Source organism: Pseudomonas entomophila, from assembly GCF_013523165.1.
Taxonomy (GTDB): Bacteria; Pseudomonadota; Gammaproteobacteria; order Pseudomonadales; family Pseudomonadaceae; genus Aquipseudomonas; species Aquipseudomonas entomophila_A.
In genome coordinates this window covers 109,036-126,962 of record NZ_JAAMQI010000002.1, presented here as the reverse complement: position 1 = coordinate 126,962, position 17,927 = coordinate 109,036, and the positions used below count along the sequence as shown (strand labels likewise).

18 protein-coding genes are annotated in these 17,927 nt (G+C 66.9%); 4 read left to right on the top strand and 14 right to left on the bottom strand.

Annotation, left to right across the window (positions count from 1 at the left end; all coding sequences use genetic code 11):
* Positions 1 to 13: 13 nt before the first annotated feature.
* The 10 genes from G7Z99_RS02380 to ccmA are packed head-to-tail and all read right to left on the bottom strand — an operon-like array spanning position 14 to position 7,361.
* The gene (locus tag G7Z99_RS02380; protein WP_181091689.1) at positions 14 to 430 is read right to left on the bottom strand and encodes a hypothetical protein; all 417 of its coding nucleotides are present in this window, start codon (positions 428 to 430) and stop codon (positions 14 to 16) included.
* A complete protein-coding gene (gene ccmI, locus G7Z99_RS02375; RefSeq protein WP_181091687.1) occupies positions 427 to 1,641 on the bottom strand; it encodes a c-type cytochrome biogenesis protein CcmI in 1,215 nt (404 codons plus the stop codon). Before ccmI ends, G7Z99_RS02380 begins: the two co-directional genes overlap by 4 nt.
* Positions 1,638 to 2,111, bottom strand: a complete 474-nt coding sequence (locus G7Z99_RS02370) for a cytochrome c-type biogenesis protein (protein ID WP_181091685.1) — start codon at positions 2,109 to 2,111, stop codon at positions 1,638 to 1,640. The genes ccmI and G7Z99_RS02370 overlap by 4 nt, the downstream gene beginning before the upstream one ends.
* Positions 2,108 to 2,644 carry a DsbE family thiol:disulfide interchange protein gene (locus G7Z99_RS02365; RefSeq protein ID WP_181091683.1) on the bottom strand — a complete coding sequence of 179 codons (537 nt, stop codon included), beginning with the start codon at positions 2,642 to 2,644 and terminating at the stop codon, positions 2,108 to 2,110. The genes G7Z99_RS02370 and G7Z99_RS02365 overlap by 4 nt, the downstream gene beginning before the upstream one ends.
* Entirely contained in the window at positions 2,641 to 4,629 is a 1,989-nt protein-coding gene (locus G7Z99_RS02360; RefSeq protein WP_181091681.1) for a heme lyase CcmF/NrfE family subunit, read from the bottom strand. The genes G7Z99_RS02365 and G7Z99_RS02360 overlap by 4 nt, the downstream gene beginning before the upstream one ends.
* On the bottom strand, positions 4,626 to 5,081 hold the full coding sequence (gene ccmE, locus G7Z99_RS02355) for a cytochrome c maturation protein CcmE (protein WP_181091679.1): 456 nt from the start codon (positions 5,079 to 5,081) through the stop codon (positions 4,626 to 4,628). The genes G7Z99_RS02360 and ccmE overlap by 4 nt, the downstream gene beginning before the upstream one ends.
* Complete coding sequence (ccmD, locus tag G7Z99_RS02350) at positions 5,078 to 5,254, bottom strand: heme exporter protein CcmD (RefSeq protein WP_181091677.1); 177 nt, start codon at positions 5,252 to 5,254, stop codon at positions 5,078 to 5,080. Before ccmD ends, ccmE begins: the two co-directional genes overlap by 4 nt.
* Positions 5,251 to 6,018, bottom strand: a complete 768-nt coding sequence (locus G7Z99_RS02345; protein ID WP_181091675.1) for a heme ABC transporter permease — start codon at positions 6,016 to 6,018, stop codon at positions 5,251 to 5,253. Before G7Z99_RS02345 ends, ccmD begins: the two co-directional genes overlap by 4 nt.
* A gap of 45 nt (positions 6,019 to 6,063) precedes the next feature.
* Positions 6,064 to 6,732, bottom strand: coding sequence for a heme exporter protein CcmB (ccmB, locus tag G7Z99_RS02340; protein WP_181091673.1), 669 nt, complete (start codon positions 6,730 to 6,732; stop codon positions 6,064 to 6,066).
* The gene (gene ccmA, locus G7Z99_RS02335) at positions 6,729 to 7,361 is read right to left on the bottom strand and encodes a cytochrome c biogenesis heme-transporting ATPase CcmA (RefSeq protein WP_181091671.1); all 633 of its coding nucleotides are present in this window, start codon (positions 7,359 to 7,361) and stop codon (positions 6,729 to 6,731) included. Before ccmA ends, ccmB begins: the two co-directional genes overlap by 4 nt.
* A gap of 148 nt (positions 7,362 to 7,509) precedes the next feature.
* On the opposite strand from ccmA, the gene fliK reads away from it, so the two are divergent.
* From fliK to G7Z99_RS02315, 4 genes are all read left to right on the top strand, one after another.
* Complete coding sequence (fliK, locus tag G7Z99_RS02330) at positions 7,510 to 9,078, top strand: flagellar hook-length control protein FliK (RefSeq protein ID WP_181091669.1); 1,569 nt, start codon at positions 7,510 to 7,512, stop codon at positions 9,076 to 9,078.
* The gene (locus G7Z99_RS02325; RefSeq protein WP_181091667.1) at positions 9,075 to 9,416 is read left to right on the top strand and encodes an EscU/YscU/HrcU family type III secretion system export apparatus switch protein; all 342 of its coding nucleotides are present in this window, start codon (positions 9,075 to 9,077) and stop codon (positions 9,414 to 9,416) included. Before fliK ends, G7Z99_RS02325 begins: the two co-directional genes overlap by 4 nt.
* Before the next feature lie 60 nt (positions 9,417 to 9,476).
* Positions 9,477 to 12,203, top strand: coding sequence for a dermonecrotic toxin domain-containing protein (locus G7Z99_RS02320; protein ID WP_181091665.1), 2,727 nt, complete (start codon positions 9,477 to 9,479; stop codon positions 12,201 to 12,203).
* Positions 12,204 to 12,377: 174 nt separating this feature from the next.
* On the top strand, positions 12,378 to 15,116 hold the full coding sequence (locus tag G7Z99_RS02315; RefSeq protein ID WP_181091663.1) for a dermonecrotic toxin domain-containing protein: 2,739 nt from the start codon (positions 12,378 to 12,380) through the stop codon (positions 15,114 to 15,116).
* Positions 15,117 to 15,258: 142 nt separating this feature from the next.
* On the opposite strand, the gene G7Z99_RS02310 is transcribed toward G7Z99_RS02315, so the two are convergent.
* From G7Z99_RS02310 to G7Z99_RS02295, 4 genes are all read right to left on the bottom strand, one after another.
* Positions 15,259 to 15,654, bottom strand: a complete 396-nt coding sequence (locus G7Z99_RS02310) for a DUF2802 domain-containing protein (RefSeq protein ID WP_181091661.1) — start codon at positions 15,652 to 15,654, stop codon at positions 15,259 to 15,261.
* A gap of 1 nt (position 15,655) precedes the next feature.
* Positions 15,656 to 16,135, bottom strand: a complete 480-nt coding sequence (locus G7Z99_RS02305; RefSeq protein WP_060394371.1) for a chemotaxis protein CheW — start codon at positions 16,133 to 16,135, stop codon at positions 15,656 to 15,658.
* 64 nt (positions 16,136 to 16,199) lie between these two features.
* Complete coding sequence (locus G7Z99_RS02300) at positions 16,200 to 17,126, bottom strand: CheW domain-containing protein (protein WP_181091659.1); 927 nt, start codon at positions 17,124 to 17,126, stop codon at positions 16,200 to 16,202.
* Complete coding sequence (locus G7Z99_RS02295) at positions 17,126 to 17,914, bottom strand: ParA family protein (protein WP_181091657.1); 789 nt, start codon at positions 17,912 to 17,914, stop codon at positions 17,126 to 17,128. Before G7Z99_RS02295 ends, G7Z99_RS02300 begins: the two co-directional genes overlap by 1 nt.
* Between the last annotated feature and the right edge of the window lie 13 nt (positions 17,915 to 17,927).

The window sequence follows — 17,927 nt, the reverse complement described above, 5'->3', positions numbered from 1 at the left end:
TGCGCCGCTCAGGTCACTGGGCGAAAGCCCGGCCCAGGCCACCTGGTACACCGCTGCTGTCGGTCGCCTGCCAAGGGCCATCGGGGCTGGTGGACCAGCTCCAGCCGTCGTTCCAACGATAGTAGGTGCGCTGACGGTAGAACGTATTGGGCTGCTTCTCCAGCACATAGACCCCCATTTTCGGGTCCCAATGGCTGGCGCCACCCGGTGGCGGCGCGAAGCTGGCGGAGGTGCGGGGCAACGGCTTGGGCTTGGCGGCAGGCGCGCTCGGTGGTGGCGTCGGCTTGCCACCGGGCAGCGGCTTGACCACCGGGCCCGCCGGCGGCGCCTTGTCGATCGGCGGCGCAGGCGGTTCGGCAGGTCGGTGCGTGGTACAGGCGGACAGCCCGATGGCCAGGGTGATCAGGGTCAGGCGAAGAGCACGGTTCATGGGCGGAGTTCTCGGGTATCGGGACGGTCGATGGTCAGGTGCTGCACCTCGCGAACGTCGGAGGACAGCGGCGCGCCCTGCCCGATCCACTCGCCTTGGGTCGGCTGGCCGGCACGGGACACGCGAGCAAACAGTTGGACTGGCCCGGCCGTGGACAGTTTCATCCCGCTCAGCATGGCATCGGCGTCGGTCAGGGTGACCTCGACCGGCAACTGCGCCACCGTGACCCGCTTGGCCGCCACCGGCATGGGTGGCCCGTCCACGGCACGGGCGAAGATGTACACGCTGTCCTGTGGTTTCACCTTGCCCACGAGCGCCGGGGCCAGGCTGACCTGCACCGTCAGGCGTGGGCCCTCGACGGCCGAGGCAGGCCTTGCATCGGCACCCTCACCCGCGAGCTTCGCGCTCGCCCGGTCGATGCCGCCCTGCAGGGCCGCGCGCGCGGCATCGTCTGCGGGCAGCGTGGCCAGCAGGCGCGTCCAGTAGGTGATTGCGTCGGCGTACCGCTGGCGTTCGAAGGCCGCGATGCCGAGCAACCCCAGGCTGGTAGGCTCGCCCGGGTCGGCCTTGAGTGCCTGGTCGGTCAGCGCCTGCACCTGTGGGCTCCAGCGCTTGCCGGCGGCGAAATACACGGCCTGGGCCCACTGCCCCAGCAGTTCGGGCTGGGTCCCGCTCAGCGCCGCGGCCCGCTCGAAGGCCTGGGCGGCGTCACCGAACCGCTGTTCGGCCATGTAGGCACGGCCCAGGAAGTACAGGCTTTCCACCGAATCGGGCTGCACGGCGACGGTACGCTCCAGGCGCGACGTCATCTCCTGCAGCGTCTTGGGTGGGTGGGCGAAGGACTGGGTCAGCGCGACCCGATCGGCCGCCCCGACGTGCAGGTACAGGCCCAGCGCGGCCAATGGCACCAGCAGCGCCGCCGCCAGGGGCACGGCACGGCCCAGGCGCATGGGGCGCTCGGGCTCGGCCTGGTCGGCGTCGGTCAACAGTTCACGGGCTGCCTCGTCGCGCCCGTGCTGCACCTGCCCCTCGTCGAGCAAGCCCGCCTGCTGCTGGGCTTCGAGTTCGGCGACACGTGCCTGGTAGGCCTCGACGTTGACCGCGGTGCGGTCCACCTCGGCATGGCCCCCCCGGTCGCGCAGCACGGGCACCAGCAGCATGCCCAGGGCCACCAGCAACAGCAGGCCGGCGCTCAGCCATAACTCGATCATCGGTCGGTCTTCCTGTCGAGCAGCCGGGACAGCCGCTCGCGCTCTTCGGGTGAAAGGGTCGAGGCCTCGTCCGCTGTCGGCGTCCGACGCTGGCGCACCCGCAGTACCAGCGTGATGGCGCCAGCGACCAGCAGCACGCCGGGGCCGAACCAGAGCAGCCAGGTCCGCGGCGTCAGGGCCGGCTTGTAGCGCACGAAGTCGCCATAGCGATCGACCATGAACGCGACGATCTGCGCGTTGCTCTGGCCCTCGCCCAGCAACCGGAAGATCTCGCGGCGCAGGTCGGCGGCAATCGGCGCGTTGGAGTCGGCGATGTCCTGGTTCTGGCACTTGGGGCAGCGCAGTTCGCGGGTCAGCTGCTGGTAGCGTGCCCGCTCGGCGTCGTCGCGAAAGCGGTAGGTGTCGATCGCGGCCTGCACCGTCCCGACCAGCCCCAGGCCCAGCACCAGGGCCGCCAGCCAGCGCCTCATGGCCGCGCCTCGTCGACCAGAGCCTGGTACAGCGGCGCCAGCTGTTCGCGCCAGACCGTGGCGTCGATCACCCCGACATGGCGGTGACGGATGATGCCGCGGGCATCGATCAGGAAGGTTTCCGGCGCGCCATACACCCCCAGGTTCAGGCCGAGGGTGCCCGCGTCGTCGCGCACGTTCAGCGCATAGGGGTCGTGGAAGTCGCGCAGCCAGGCCTGGGCCGCGGCCACATCGTCCTTGTAGTCGATGCCATGGATCAGCACGCCCTGCTCGGCCAGCTGGTTCAGGAACGGGTGCTCGACCTTGCACGACGGACACCAGGTGCCCCAGACGTTGACCAGCGCCGGACGGCCGATCAGATCGGCCTCGGTCACGGTCCGCTCGCCTTGCACGGCCGGCAGCGAAAACGCCGGGAACGGCTTGCCGAGCAGCGCGGACGGCAGCGCGTCGGGCTTGAGGAACAGCCCTTTGTACAACACCCCGGCCAGCAGCAGGAACGCCACCAGCGGCACCGCTTTCATCCAACGCTTCATGCCGTCGCTCCAGACAGGTTCAAGCCTTCGCGCACGCGCGCCGTCACCTTGGCCCGGTAACGCCGGTCGAATGCCGCCAGCAGACCACCCAGCCCGGTCAGCAGTCCGCCCAGCCAGATCCAGCGCACGTACGGCTTGACGTGGATGCGCACCGCCCAGGCGCCGTTCTCCAACGGCTCGCCGAGGGCGACGTAGAGATCACGGGTGAAGCCGGCATCGATGCCCGCCTCGGTCATCACCGAGCGCTGAACGCTGTACAGACGTTTCTCCGGGTGCAGCACGGCGACCTCATGGCCGTCACGGGTGACCCGCAGGGTGCCTCGGTCGGCCACGAAGTTCGGCCCTTCGGCGTGCGCAGCGCCCTCGAAGTGGAACACGTACCCGGCCAGGGTGACGTCTTCGCCCGGCGCCAGGCGCAGGTCGCGTTCGGCACTGCCATGGCTGGACAGCACCACGCCGAGCGCACAGACCGCCAGCCCCAGGTGCGCCACCTGCATGCCCCAGTAGCTGCGTGGCAGGCGCCGCAAGCCGGCCAGTCGGCCCGTGTGGCGCGTCTTGTCGAGCACGTCGCGGACTCCGCCGAGCACCATCCAGGCGGCCAGCGCCACGGTACTCGCCACCGGCCAGGCGAAATCACCGACCAGCAGGCTGCCCAGTGGCGCCAGCAGCGCACTGCCGAGCAGCACCGGGGTCAGCATGCCCGCCAGCCAACGGCCTGGCGTGTCCTTCCAGCGCACCAGCACGCCGAGGCCCAGCACCAGCATCAGCAAGGCCATCAACGGCAGGAACAGGGCGTCGAAATACGGCGGACCCACCGACAGCTTGGCTCCGGTCAGGGCATCGAGGATCAAGGGGTACAGGGTGCCGAGTAGGATCATCGACGCCGCCACCACCAAGAGCAGGTTGTTGGCCAGCAACAGCGCCTCGCGCGACCACAGGGCGAAGCGGATGTGGCTCTTGACCACCGGTGCACGCACGGCGAACAAGGTCAGCGAACCGCCGACCACGCACAGCAGGAAGGCCAGGATGAACACGCCCCGGGACGGGTCGGCAGCGAACGCGTGCACCGAGGTCAGCACCCCGGAGCGCACCAGGAAGGTCCCCAGCAGGCTCAGCGAGAACGCCGCGATCGCCAGCAGTACCGTCCAGCTCTTGAACACCCCGCGCTTTTCGGTCACTGCCAGCGAATGCACCAGGGCGGTGCCCACCAGCCAGGGCATGAACGAGGCGTTTTCCACCGGGTCCCAGAACCACCAGCCGCCCCAGCCCAGTTCATAGTACGCCCACCAGGACCCCAAGGTGATGCCGATGCCGAGAAAGGCCCAGGCCACCAGGGTCCACGGGCGCGACCAGCGTGCCCAGGCCGCGTCCAGACGGCCGCCGAGCAAGGCGGCGATGGCGAAGGCGAAGGCCACCGAGAAACCGACGTAGCCCATGTACAGCATCGGCGGGTGCACGATCAGGCCGATGTCCTGCAACAGCGGGTTGAGGTCGCGGCCGTTGGCCGGCATCTGCGGCAGCAGGCGCTCGAAGGGGTTGGAGGTGGCGATCAGGAACGTCAGGAAGCCCACGCTGATCATCCCCATCACCGCCAGCACCCGCGCCAGCATGACCTGCGGCAACTGCCGCGAGCACACCGAGACGGCGAAGGTCCAGCCGCCGAGGATCAGTGCCCAGAGCAGCAGCGAGCCCTCGTGGGCGCCCCAGACGGCGCTGAACTTGTAGTACCAGGGCAAGGCGCTGTTGGAATTGTTGGCGACGTAGGCGACCGAGAAGTTGTCGGTCAGGAAAGCCTGGGTCAGGCAGGCGAACGCCACCACCAGCCCCCCGAACTGGCCCCAGGCGGCCGGGCGCGCCAGCCCCATCCACAGGCGGTCCATGCGCCAGGCGCCGATCAGCGGCAGGCTGGCCTGCACGGCGGCGAAGCAGAGCGCCAGGATCATCGCCAGCTGGCCCAGTTCGGGCACGAGCAAGGTCGCGTTCATGGGCGGGCCTGCGCGGCGGTGGACGCCTGGCCACTGTTCTTGAGCGCCTGGGTGACTTCCGGTGGCATGTAGGTCTCGTCATGCTTGGCCAGCACTTCGTCGGCGACCACGACGCCGTCGGTACCCAGCTTGCCCAGCGCGACGATGCCCTGCCCTTCCCGGAACAGGTCCGGCAGGATGCCGCGGTAGGTGATCGCCACCGAGCGGTGGAAGTCGGTCACCACGAAGCGCACGTCCAGCGAATCGGCCGAACGCTGCACCGAGCCCTTCTCGACCATGCCCCCGGCGCGAATGCGCGTGCCGTGGGGCGCCTCGCCGTCGGCGATCTGAGTCGGGGTGTAGAACAGGTTGATGTTCTGCTGCAAGGCCGTCAGGGCGAAGCCCACGGCCAGGCTCACGCCGAGCAGCAGCGCGGCGATCAGGACCAGGCGTTTCCTGCGGTGTGGTGTCATCGAGCACGCTCCCGGCGCAGACGGCGCGCTTCGTCGCGCAGGTGACGGCGGCGCGCCCAGAGCGGCGCCGCGACGTTGATCGCCAGCACCGCCAGGCACAGGCCATAGGCCGACCAGACGTACAGGCCATGGCGGCCCATGGCGAGAAAATCACTGAAGGAGGCGAAATTCATGAAGGGGTCTCCTGGCCCAGGCAGCGGGCGATCTCGGCCTTCACCCAACTCGCCCGTGCTTCGCGTCGCAGCACTTCCAGGCGCATGCGCAACAGCAGCACCGCACCGAAGAAGCAATACAGGCCCAGCACGGTGAACAGCAGCGGCAACCACATCTGAGCCGGCATGGCCGGTTTTTCGGTCAGGCTGAAGGTGGCGCCCTGGTGCAGGGTGTTCCACCACTGCACCGAATACTTGATGATCGGAACGTTCACCACCCCGACGATCGCCAGCACTGCGCAGGCCTTGCCGGCGCTGTCGCGGTGGCTGATGGCCTGACCCAGGGCGATGATGCCGACGTACAGGAACAGCAGGATCAGCATCGAGGTCAGGCGCGCATCCCAGACCCACCAGCTGCCCCAGGTCGGCTTGCCCCAGATCGCCCCGGTGAGCAGCGCCAGCGCGGTCATCCAGGCACCGATGGGCGCTGCGCACTGCAAGGCGACGTCCGCCAGCTTGATCTGCCACACCAGCCCGATCACGCCTGCCACCGCCAGCAGCACGTAGCACGACTGCGCCAGCATCGCGGCGGGCACGTGGATGTAGATGATGCGGAAGCTGTTGCCTTGCTGGTAGTCCTCGGGCGCAAAAGCCAGGCCCCAGACGATGCCGATCAGCAACAGCAGCGTCGCGGCCCCGGCCAGCCACGGCAGCAGGCGCCCGCTGAAGGCGTAGAAGCCCTTCGGTGACGCCCAGGTGTGGAACCATGTCCAGCGTGTTTTCATCACGGTGCATCCAAAATGACTGGCCGCGCGCGGGCGCGGGTCTCGTTATTCGCCAACGCTGATCCTCAGCCCGGCGGCGATGGCGAAAGGGGCCAGGGTCACGGTCAGCACCATCAGGCTGGCCAGCCACCACAGCTGCCCGGTGGCCGGCAGACCTTGCAACGCCGCTTGCAGCGCGCCGCTGCCCAGGATCAGAACCGGCACGTACAGCGGCAGGACCAGCAGCGCGAGCAGCACCCCCCCGCGCTTGAGCCCGACCGTCAAGGCCGCGCCCACCGCGCCCAGCAGGCTCAGCACCGGGGTGCCGAGCAGCAGGGAGACGAGCAGCACCGGCAGGCACTCGCCCGGCAACCCCAGCATCAGCGCCAGCAGGGGCGACAGCGCCACCAGGGCCAGGCCGGAAAACAGCCAGTGCGTCAGCACCTTGGCCAGCGCCAGCAACGGCAAGGCGCGGCGCGACAGCAGCCACTGCTCGAGCGAGCCGTCCTCGAAATCGCTGCGAAACAGCCCATCGAGCGACAGCAGCACGGCCAGCAGCGCAGCGACCCAGACCAGGCCAGGCGACAGCGTACGCAACACCGTCGTCTCCGGGCCGACGGCCAGGGGGAACAGCGCGACGACCAGCGCGAAGAACACCAGGGGGTTGGCCAGCTCGGCCGGCCGGCGGCACAGCACGCGCGCCTCACGGCGCATCATCGACAGGAACAGGTTCATGCCGCCTGGCGCCCCAGGTCGAGTTGTCGGTAGCGCGCTGCCGTGCGCGTCAAGGCATGGTGGGTGGTCAACACCACGCCGCCGCCTCGGTCGCAATGACGGGCCAGGTGGTCTTCCAGCTGCGTCACGCCTTCGTGGTCGAGCGCGGTGAACGGTTCGTCGAGAATCCACACGAGCGGGGCCTCCAGGTACAGCCGGGCCAGGGCCACGCGCCGACGCTGGCCGGCAGACAGGCTCTGGCACGGCACGTCTTCGAAGCCACGCAAGCCGACTCGATCCAGGGCCTGGTCGATTGCCTGCAGGCTGGCCTGGCCTTGCAGTGCGCCGAGCCAGTGCAGGTTTTCCTGGGCGGTGAGCAGGTCCTTGATGCCGGCGGCATGGCCGATCCACAGCAGGCGCCCGGCCAATGCCTGGCGCTGCGAGGCCAGAGGCCGGCCATCGAGCAGCACCTGCCCGGCAGTCGGGGTCATCAGCCCGGCCAGCACCCGCAGCAGGCTGGTCTTGCCACTGCCGTTGGGGCCGCCGACCCGAAGCATCTCGCCCGGTCGCAGGCGCAGGTCCAGGCCCTCGAACAGCAGGCGCCAGTCACGTTCGCAGGCCAGGCCCACGGCTTGAAGATCAAAGGTCACGGTACCGCCTTGTGCTAGGGCTGCCTCAAGTCGCTCGCCTGGCTGCCGTTATACTGGCAGCGACAGGTCCTCGACCCGGCGCGCGATCGGCATTATACATACGCAAGCCCCCGGCGAAGCACGTGGGGCGCGACAGGGTGTACAGACCATGAGCGACATCAAACGTCTCGACGCCCCAGCGGCCATGAGCGCACCGCCCGTCCGAACGGCGCCGAGCGGTGAGGTGCTGCGCCTGATGCCGCCGCAGACCAGCCCGCTGGCCTCGGGCGAGGATGCGCAGGCCGAAGTGGTGTCGGTGCGCCAGAACGGCCAGGATTTCCAGATGCTGCTGCGCCTGACCCAGGCCAACGGCGCGCAGAACCAGGTGCAGGTCAGCGCTCGCCAGCCGTTGCCGGAGGGCAGCCAGCTACGGGTCAGCCAGCCACCCAGTGGCTCGCCGGGCTTGATGGTGCGCCAGCTGGACACGACCGGTGCCGACACCCTGGTGCGCCTGGACACCACACGCACCCCCGTGGGCACCTTGCTGCAGGCCAAGGTGGTGACCAGCCAGGTCGAGCCCCAGGTGCCCGGCCAGCCGGTCAATCACCGTATCCTGGCGACCCTGCTCAACACCGCCCAGGCCGGTGCGACGCTGACCCTCGACAGCCCACGCCCGCTGGCTGTCGGCAGCCTGCTCAGTGCGCTGGTAGAGGGCGACCAGACCTTGCGCTTCGTGCCATTGGCCGGGCGGCAGGAGCAGTTGGTGACCGCCCAGCAGCTACTCAACCAGCAGGCGCGCCAGGCTTCCCTGCCGGGGTTGCTCGCGGCCCTGCAGGCCTTGCCCGACGATGCCCCGCTCGACCCGGCACTGCGCACGACGGTGCAGACCTTGCTCAGCGCCCTGCCGGACCTGGCGCAGCTGACCGATCCCAAGGGGCTGGCCCAGGCCTTCGCGCGGTCGGGTGCGTTTCTCGAAGCCAGCTTGCTGGGCGGCCAGCCAGGCGGCCTGACCGGCGACCTCAAGGCGCAGATGCTGCGCCTGGTCGCCCAACTGCCAGGCGTGCCGGGCAACCCGACGCTGCCACCGGCCATGGCCGCCGGCGGCCTGGCCCAGGCCCTGCCCGGCATGGTCCGCAATGCCCTGGGGATGCTGGGCCAGGTCGGCCCGCGTCCGCAACCGGGTGGCTTCCCCCTGCCTGCTCGGCTGCTGCAGCAGCTGAGCGAGGGCGAAGGCGACCTTGAACACCTGCTGCGCCTGGCCGCTGCCGCCATCTCGCGGTTGCAGAACCATCAACTGGCCAGCCTGCAACAGACCGGCATCGACGAACACGGCAACGTGCAGACCACCTGGCAGAGCGAATTGGCGCTGCGCCAGGACCAGGCCTTCGTGCCGATCCAGGTCAAGCTCCAGCGCGAGGAGCCCCCACCGCGCGAGGACGACCCGCCGCGCGAACAGCGCGATTCGTTGCAGGCGCTCTGGCGTCTCGACCTGGCGTTCGATGTCGATCCGCTGGGGCCCTTGCAGGTGCAGGCGCAACTGAGCCAGGCACGCCTGTCGGCGCAACTCTGGGCTGAGCGCGCCGAGACCGCCACGCTCCTGGCCGGACAACTGGAAGACCTGCGCGCGCACCTGGTCGCGCGTGGCCTGGACGTCGGCGACCTGGCCTGCCATGCCGGCGCTCCGCCCCAAGGTGCCGGTACCCGTCTAGAACAACGCTGGGTGGACGAAACCGCATGACCGACCATCCCCCTCGTCAGGCCATCGCCCTGACCTACGACGGCACTCAAGCCCCGACCCTCAGCGCCAAGGGCGACGACGAGCTGGCCGAGGCGATCCTGGCCCTGGCCCGCGAGCACGAGGTGCCGATCTACGAGAACGCCGAGCTGGTCAGGCTATTGGCGCGCCTGGAGCTGGGCGACCAGATTCCCGAGGCGCTGTACCTGACCATCGCCGAGATCATCGCGTTCGCCTGGCGCCTACGTGGCAAGGCACCGGTGGGATTCCAGGCAAACACGGGGCGCGAGCGCGATATCACGCCGACCCTCCTGGGCCTGCCGAACGGCAGCTCTATGTAACACCCTGTCAGGCGGTCGGATCAGGATGCTCGCAGCGTTCGCTCCTCTCGAGACCCTCCTATGGACAGCACTCTCCTCGACACACAACGCATGGCCAGCGAAGCCCTGGTCGACTTCCCTCGCCCCGACGAGATGGCCACCGAGCTTCTCGGCGAATGGTTGCTCACGCAAGGCGTCACCCATTCGCCTTGCGACATCGATGTCGTGACCGTTCATTACCAATACGAGCCGCTGGGCGAAGGCCGTAACCAGTTTCGGGAAAACGCCATCGTCCGACAGAAGATGGACCTGGTCGCCGCGTTGCTCAGCAACTGGCAGGGTGAAACGGCATCGGGTTACGGGGGCTTTCATTACGGCGACTGGGCAGGCATCGCTCCCTCTGGCCCGCTTCACATGACCGAACGGCTCGCGCCGGGAACCCTGTTCTGGAACGCAGAACCCTTTCAAGTCTTCAATGGCTTGTACCGCCGTACCACGCCTGCACACTACGGCCCCGACACCTTGTTGCCGGTTCGCGCCGAGGCGTTCCAGGCCTTCATCTGGAACCTGCGCTTTCACCATCTGTTCCGGGAACGTCTACACACCTATTGGCAACGTCAAGCCGCCGCCTACCAGCGCGCCTTGAAGATCGCCCTGCTGGCCGCCTGCAACAAGCAGGTCATCGAGGGCAGCCTGTCGGCACCGGCCCAGGCGCTGGTCTGGAAGGCAGCCGGCGTCATGCCCACTGCCGACCAGGTGCGGCTGTCGATGCTCAACGTCTATGGCTACAGCTCTGTGTCGATCCTGCGAATGACCGACCTTCAGCGCAACCTGAACGTCTTGTACATCCCTGGCAATGCATCACCGCTGCACACCTTCGACACACCCCAGGCGATGAAGCATTGGTTCGCCACGCAGTGTCAGACACGGGAACGCCGTAAGAGGCTACTGCATCATTTCAAACGTGCCGACTGGCCCGACGGCCTGGATTTCAGTGGTCTACGCACGGCACTGACCGGGCTGGGCCTGTTTCCCGAGCCCCATCGGTTGGATACCAATGCTCCTGGCTTCGCCACCAGTGGGCGCTGGGACCCCGACGAGATCATCGACTACCGCCCAGAGCGCTACAGTCCCGCCATCACCGGCGATCTGTTCGCCCACTTGATGCACCTGGAGCGACAGCGTTCATACGCTGACACCGATAGCCAGATCGTCAGCAACCATCAGATCGACCGCGAGCATTGGGGTAACTACCTGCAGATCGGGTTGAACGTGCTGTTGCCGTTTGCCGTGGTGATTCCGCCCATCGCCCCGTTGCTGGCCGTGGCGGGTGTGGCCCAGTTCGGCCTCGGTCTGCAACAGGCGATCGATGGTCGCAGCCTGGCCGCCAAGGCCGACGGTGTGCAGCAGCAGGTCTTCGGCCTGTTCAACGCCCTGCCGCTGGCTGCCCAGGCGTTCACCCGAATACCACGCGTATTCGCGTACCGCTCACCCGGTTTCAAGACCTGGGCCGAGCTACGGGCCCAGGTGGTTCGTGAGGGGTCGCTCGAAGAGGGTCTCGAGCTGACGGACCTGGCACCGGCATCCCTGGCCTTTCGCCCTTCGACCCTTTACGAGGGCGTGGCGCACGCATCGCACTGCACCCGCGTGGAGTGGGACCTGTTCCCACGGTTCTATGCCCATTTCGACCTGGGGACCACACGAATCGAGGAAGCCGTCGACCTGGAGCTGAGCAGCAATGCCTTCATCAAGAGCCGCGAGGTCGGCACGCCTGACGCCCAGCGTTGGATCGCCCACCTCGAGCAGCCGGACATTCTGACGCCCCTTGTGGACGAACGACAGGTCGACGACGCAGCGCGCATGGTCACCTTGCGCAGCCTGGGCCTCTATCTGGACCTGCCCGTTTCAACGGCGCCTTTCGAAGCCTTGGACATCACGCCCATTCCCAAGCGCGTCTCCAGCCTGTGGGTGGGCAATCGCATCCTCGGCGAGCCGTTCCTCGGTACACTGGCGCACAATGCGCGGGCCTTGCGCGACAGCGACTACACGTTCGAGCTCCACCTTTCGCAACGGTCTCCCCAAGCCTTCGCGCGCAACCGCTCGCTGTTGGCCGAGCACGCGCCTGAACTGTCGGTCCGGGTGCTCGAAGAGCAGCCTTTCTACCAGGCATTCACCGAGTCGCCCGTTTTCCCGCAATTCCAGGCAGCACTCGGCACCATGGGCAATTTCAGCTCGGCCTGTGACATCCTGCGCGTGCAGCTACTCAAGCGGTTGGGCGGTCTGTACCTGGACGCCGACGATCGGCTGGTACTGACCGCAGCGTCGGGTCGACCGCGTGCAAAGCTGACGGGCATGACCCTGCGCACGCCCCCCGATGGACTGCTGCTGGCACCGCCGGTCTGCAACGACCAGCTGGGCCTGTATTTCAAGTTCAACACCAGCATGATCGGCAGTCATCCGGACAACCCGACACTCGACGCCATGCTGGAAACCATGCACGCCCGGTACGCGGAAAACGCCACATTCTACGACAGCCATCCGGATGCCGATGTCGATCCCGTGGCATTCGACGACTACGCGCGGCGGTTGAGCCGATTGACAGGACCTGCCCTGATGAACGAGGTGATCGACGCACGCTTGCCCTGGTTGCGGCAACTGCGCGAACTCTGTGTGCTGCTGGTGTCGCCGGTGACCGACACCCATCAGATCATCAACCTGCGCTGGTTCAACCGGATGCTCGATACCCACCTGCCGCTGGATCGGATAGCGCAGGTCGGGAGCGCGAACAGCTGGCGCACGACGCGCTAGCACATGCCGGGGTGCCATGGCGGCAGGCGCCCCGTTGGCACGGCGCTCTGCCCCGCGCCGACAAACCGCCCGCCTGCAGGACAATGACGCACCGCTCAGCACCAGCACTATCTACTGCATTGCCGCTCTCTCCTTAGCGGAGGCTTGCGAAACCCTCATACCTGGAGATCCGTCATGGCCCACACCGGCATCAACACCCAAGGCGTACAACGCGTGCGTGACCACCTGGCTCAACTGCCCCGCCCTGACCGCGAAGCCCGGAAGCTCATGGCCGGCTGGCTGCGCAGCCAGGGCGTCAGCCTCGACCCCGATGCGATCGACGTGGTGACGTTGCACCTGCAGCCTCAGGCATCAGGCCGCTATCATGCGAAGATCGTGCAGCGCATCAGCCTGCCACAGGCGGTGCTGATCAACTGGCAGGGCGAATCGAGCAACGACGTGTTCGGCGCACTGATGGGTGCGCCTTGGGCTGGGCGCTTGCCCACCGATGGCGCGATCGACGTGGTCGAGGCGCTCGAGCCCACGTCCGTGCTGTCGAACGCGTCGCCCTTTATCGTCTTCAACGGCCTGTTCCGCCGACATGAACCCGCGCAATTCGACCATTCGACGCTCATCGACGTAGCCGTGGAGACGTTGCAAAGCCATATCGAGGCACTGGACTTCTCGACACGGTACAAGACGCAGCTCGAACAGTTTTGGCAGACTCACCTGAGCGAGCATCGCTTATGCTGCAAACTCAATTTCATCGCCGCCTGCAACAAGCAGCTGGCCGAGGGCAGTCTCAGCGAAGCAGCACGCAGGCTGATCTGGCAAGCGGCAGACCTGCTCCCACGCAGCGCCACGTTCAGCGCAAGCCTGCTCAACATCTACGGCTATGTGTCGACCGATCTGCTTTACCTGCACGATACGCACAGCGACGTAACGGTCCTCTATATCCCTGGCAACAGCTCCCCGCTGCTCGAGTTCGCCCATCAGGACTTGCTCAGAGACTGGGTCGGCGAACAGTGCAAGGATGAGCTAAAGCGCCGTCACCTCAAACGTCACTTCCGCCTGGCCGATGGCCCCCAGGGCCTCGACTTCAGCGGCCTGGACACTGCCCTCGAGGGGCTGGGCGTCTACCCTCGGCGTCACCGCCTGTCACCTGAGCACGGTTTCTTCAACGACGACGGAAAATGGCCGCCGCGGACCTACGTCCATTACCGTCCCGACACCTACAGCCCGGCGCTGCACGGCGACCTGTTCCACGCCCTGGCCGAACATCAGCGCCAGCGCAGCCTGGACGATGCCGACTTTCTCATCACCAGCACCGCCGAGATCCGCAAGCGACGCTGGCGCCATTACCTCGACGCAACGCTCACCCTGCTGATGCCGCTGTCCTTCGTGGTACCGGGCCTGGCCCCGCTGCTGGCGATCGGTGGCATCGTCCAGCTGGGTTTCGGTCTGGACCAGGCGATCAATGGCAAGCACCTGCAAGACCAGCAGGAGGGGATCGGCGAGATCACCTACGGCCTGTTCAACGCCATACCCGGTGCGGTGCAAGTCGCCAGCAAGGCGATGGACGGCCTGTTCCAGACCTGGCGCGAAGGTTTCGTCATGCCACGTCGCCTGAACGATCAGGTCGGCTACCCGCTCAGTCCGATCGACCCGCCCCGCCTGCCAGGCCAGGACGTCGCACCCTACTTCAATCGTCGGTTGCGCATCGAGCCCCTGGCCGATGGCGATGCCGAAGTGGCCAGGTCCGTGTCTCGCCACCCGCGCTATGACGGCAACCTTGATCTGCTCAGGGGCTACGAGGATCTGGGAGGCGGCTATTCGCGGCGGTTGGATCTGGTCTACGACATGGACAGCAACCTGTTCTTGCGCCAGCAAGACGTCAACGAAGTGCAGCCATGGTACTACGAGCCTGATCCAGGGACCGGCAACATGCGCCGGATGACCACCGTCAATCGTCAGGTGACCCCTGCCATGCGCACAGCGACCCTACGCGCTCTGGGCATCGACCTGCTGCTGCCCATCGAATTGCCGCCGCTCGTACCAGAAGGTGCCGTCGCCATTCCCAAGCAGATTACCGCCCTGTGGGTCGGCGACCGGCAGATCAGCACGCAGGTACTGGACAACCTTGCCCACAACGCCCAGGCATTGACCGACAGCCCTTACCGGTACCGGTTAATGCTGTCCAATCGCAGCCCAGAAGCCTTCGCCTATAATCGGGCACAGCTCAATAGCCGCGTACCAAGGCTCGAGGTCTTGGTGTTGGAGGATCAAGGCTTCTACCAGGCGTTCGAACAAGGCCTGAGCTACCCGCAGTATCAGGCCGCACTCGGTGGCGGCGGCCCAGCGAGCAACTATGCTTCTGCCGCCGACGTCCTTCGCTACCCGATGCTACACAGCGAAGGGGGGCTGTACATGGACGTCGACGACACACTGCTTCTGCACCCTGATACCGGCAAGGCCATGCTCAATACCGTCGAACTGACCACGACGCCCACAGGCCTGTTGCTGCAGCCGCCGCTACAGAGCGAGTTGATGGGCCTGAATTCCGTCTACAACAACAGCATGATCGGCAGCCATGCCGGCAATCCGACGTTGCTGGCGATCAGCCAGGAAATGCGCGTGCGTTACCTGCATGCAGTGGAGCCGTACCCGGTGCGCCCTGACCGCGTGGCGAACCCGGCTTCCTTCAAACGCTATGCCGAGCAGTTGAGTCGACTCACAGGCCCGGATCTGCTCACCGATGTGGTCGACCGCCTGCTGCCGGACCTGTACACACTGCGGCAGTTGATGAATCTGTACATGATTCCGCGCGTCAACAGCTATCAGTTCGTCAACCTGGACGCCCTCAATGCAGTCAATGCAGCGCGTTTGCCGCTAGAACGCGTGGCGCGGGTCGGCACGTTGCATTCGTGGGCCTGAAGGCCAAAAGAGACCCGACACAGGGCCGGACACTCAGCGCCTGCTGGCGCTGAGTGTCCGGCCGGCATGCATCGCAGGGGGCACGCCCGTGTACCTGTGGTTGCCCAGGCAGGCCACCGCTGCGCGACGGCATGTCTGCCCCTCAGGGCGTGCGGTGCAGCTTGCTCATCAGTTGCGCCTCGGCCTGGGTCAGCCCGCAGGACTGCGTCAGCTCCTCGACGCTGGCGCCCATCCCGACCAGCTTCGCCGCCTGGTGGTAGGTCAGGCTCTTCGGATCGCGCTGCTCGAGCTGCTGCAGCTTCTCGGGCAACGGTTCGACCAGCAGGCGCAGCTCGTGCAGCATCTCGCCCATGCGCACGGTGCCGTTCTGGTAGTCGTCCAGGCGCTTGGCCAGGTCCTTGATGCGCTGGTCGCGCAGGGCATCGCCCAGCGCCTGCTCGACGAGCAGCTGACGCTGGCGCTTGATGTGGTTGAGGAACAGCCACAGGCTCACGGCCCAGAGCAGCGCCAGGAACAGCAAGCCCGCTTCGAAGATCAACTCAGATGCTCTCCAGCTCGGACCACTCTTCCTCGGTCATCATCTTGTCCAGCTCGACCAGGATCAGCAGCTCGCCATTCTTGTTGCACACGCCCTGGATGAACTTGGCCGACTCGTCGTTGCCCACGTTCGGCGCGGTCTCGATCTCGGACTGGCGCAGATAGACCACCTCGGCCACGCTGTCGACCAGAATGCCCACGACCTGCTTGTCCGCCTCGATGATCACGATGCGGGTGTTGTCGGTGACTTCGGTGGGCATCAGGCCGAAACGCTGGCGGGTGTCGATCACCGTCACCACGTTGCCGCGCAGGTTGATGATCCCCAGCACGTAGCTCGGCGCACCCGGCACCGGCGCGATCTCGGTGTAGCGCAAGACTTCCTGCACCTGCATGACGTTGATGCCATAGGACTCGTTGTCCAGGCGGAAGGTGACCCATTGCAGGATCGGATCTTCGGAACCTTGTGCTGACGACTTCTTCATTACCCTACCCTCGAAAGCCGCGCGGTGGCGGTCTGTGCTGCGTGAGTGCGCAAAACGCGCGTATTCATTTACCGGCCTGCATCTGCTTGACGGCGCCGCTGGCGATCAGATCGGCCAGCTCGGCGACGTCCAGCAGCGCACACATGTGCTCGATCACCGTGCCGGCCAGCCAGGGCCGCTGGCCTCGCTGACTGCGCCACTTGATCTCGCTGGGGTCCAGGCGCAGGGAGCGGCTGACCTGGTGCACGGCCAGTCCCCATTCATAGCCCTGGACCGAAATCACATACTGCAACCCTTGGCGGAAATCGTCCCGGTAGCGGTCGGGCATCACCCAGCGCGCGGTGTCCAGCACCTTCAGGTTGCCCGCCTGGCAGGACAGGATGCCCAGGAACCAGTCGGGCTGCCCGAACAGCGGCGTGAGCTCCTGGCCGGCCAGCGGGTAGATCGAGCCCAGGCACACCAGCGGCACCGCCAGGGTCAGGCCGGCGACGTCGAACAGCAGGCACTCGAATGGCTCGGCAGCCCAGACCGGTCGCCCGTCAGGCGTGGACGGCAGGCGCGGCCCCATGACGTGGGGGCGGTGCAGGTCGGCCAATGGCGCAATCCGCTCGGGTGCAGCAGGCGCGTCGATCCGTGGCTGCACGGCAGGCGCTTGGGCAGGCTCGACGACCGGCTGCAGGGCCACGACCTCGGCCACCGGCACCGCCGTTTCGTGCAGCGGCAGCACCGTCGGCAGCGCCAGCGGCGCAGGCGGCTCGGCGAACGGACGGGGCTGGCGCGCGGGCGCCGAGGCACGCGCATCGCGCACCTGCTCCTCGAGCACCGCTGCCTGGAATTCGTCATTGGCGACCGGCGTCTTGGCGACAACCGCCACCGCGACAGGTGCAGGCACAGGTGCGTCGAACGCTTCGGTCGCCTCCTGCAGCAGGCCATCGAGGTAGGACTGCAACGCCAGTTGCGGACGGGTCGTGGTGGGCCGGGCTGGACTCATCAGGCTACCTGCAGGCTGGAACGGGGGGTCAGCAAGTGCTTGAGCAGCGCCCGGTAGGCGATGATGCCGCGGCTCTTGCCATCGTATTGCGAAGGCGTGACCCCGGCGCGACTGGCATCGCGCAGCCGGGTGTCCACCGGAATGTAGCCTTCCCAGACGTGCGCGGGATGGGCGTCGCGCAGGAACTTCAACGTCCCCATCGAGGCCTGGGTACGGCGGTCGAACAAGGTCGGCACGATGGTGTACGGCAAGGCCTGCTTGCGCGAGCGGTTGATCATGCTCAAGGTGGTGATCATTCGCTCCAGCCCCTTGACCGCAAGAAACTCGGTCTGCACCGGCACCACCAGCTGCTGGCTGGCGGCCAGCGCGTTGACCATCAGCACCCCGAGCAATGGCGGGCTGTCGATCAGCGCGAAATCGAAATCCTGCCACAACTGCGCCAGACTCTTGGCGATCACCAGCCCCAACCCGCCATGCCCCGGCGACTGGCGCTCGAGCACGGCCAGGGCGGTGCTCGACGGCAGCAGCGCGATGCGCTCGTGGCTGGTCGGCAACAGCAGCTGGCCCGGCAGCCCATCGGGCACGGCGCCTTTGTGGACGAACAGGTCATAGCAACTGTGCTCGAGCACGTCCGGGTCATGCCCGAAGTAGCTGGTCATCGAACCATGGGGATCGAGGTCGACGACGAGCACGCGCTTGCCGGCCTCGGCCAGCAGGCCGGCCAGGGCAATGGTCGTGGTGGTCTTGCCGACACCACCTTTCTGATTGGCTACTGCCCAGACTCTCATCGTGCGTGTTTCC